The sequence below is a fragment of the Ramlibacter sp. genome, from assembly GCA_019635435.1.
In the GTDB taxonomy this organism is placed as follows: Bacteria; Pseudomonadota; Gammaproteobacteria; order Burkholderiales; family Burkholderiaceae_C; genus JAHBZM01.
On the sequence record JAHBZM010000004.1, the window covers coordinates 1 to 1,093 of the forward strand.

At 33.9% G+C, this 1,093-nt stretch carries 2 protein-coding genes; both read right to left on the bottom strand.

Annotated elements, in window-relative coordinates:
- Positions 1–115 precede the first annotated feature (115 nt).
- The gene (merTP, locus tag KF796_21720) at positions 116–715 is read right to left on the bottom strand and encodes a mercuric transport protein MerTP (protein ID MBX3589259.1); all 600 of its coding nucleotides are present in this window, start codon (positions 713–715) and stop codon (positions 116–118) included.
- A partial coding sequence (locus KF796_21725; GenBank protein ID MBX3589260.1) for a winged helix-turn-helix transcriptional regulator occupies positions 712–1,093 on the bottom strand: 382 nt, incomplete at its 5' end. The genes merTP and KF796_21725, both read right to left, overlap by 4 nt.

Consider the following 1,093-nt stretch of genomic DNA (forward strand, 5'->3'; position numbering starts at 1 on the left):
TTGTTTACATTTTTCACATTCGTAAAAATATTGACAAGCGTCTGTCGGCATTGTTTCTTCTTTCTTGTGTCCGCAGTTGGGACAAGTTATTGTTGATTGTAATTTGATTTCCATTTTAATTTTCTTTTTTGTCAGCTACAGAATATCCTGTTGAGTTTATTGCTTTTTCGATTTCAGAAATGTTTGTTTTTGAGTTGTCAAATTCTACGATTGCATTTCCATTTTCGTAAGATGCGTTTGAACTTATTATTCCTGTCAATTTATTTACTTCGTGATTTACTTGTTCGCCACAACTTTCACAAGTCATACCGCTAATCGTAAATTCTACTTTTTTAATATTGGATTTGTCCACTACTATGATTTGCTTTTCAGCCTTTGAGTAAAAAACACTTGAATAGTATGGAAAAGCAAGCATAACGATGGCAAATCCCGTTACTATTCCTAAAAACATTTTTGACTGAATGAATTTTGGTTTTTCTTCTGTCTCACAGTTGCAGTCAATTTGCTTTTTTGGTTTCAACTTTTGATACCAAGCAAAACCAAGCACTAAAATTGTCATTCCGATAAAATATGGTCGGAAAGGTTCAAGCCAAGAAAAAGTTGAGGCAAGTCCGCTTGTTCCTGCAATGAGAGCCAAAACAGGTGTAATGCAACACAATGAAGCTGCAATTGCTGTTAAAAGTCCTGCTCCAATTAGTTTGTTGTCTGTTTTCATAATGTTTCCAAAATTTTGTTTTCGTCAAGTATTTTGAAAAACGGTTTCAGCATTTTTTCATACTCTTTTGTTAATGAGTAAAAAATGGTTTGAGCTTCTCTTTCTGTTTCAATGAGTTTTCTGTCTTTGAGTTTTCGCAAGTGTTGTGAAACCGCTGAAATTGTCATACCAAGAATATCGCTTATATCACAAACACAAAGTCGTTTTTCTTCATAGATCAGAAAGAGAATTTTCAGTCTTACGTTGTTTCCTGCCAATTCAAGTCCGTTTGATAAATAGTCAAATGAGCCGTTGAGTTCTGAAACTCTGTCTTTACAGCGATTTATTTGTTTAATGTCCGCTTGTTGTCGTATGCAAGAATTGTTGTCCATAGTACAA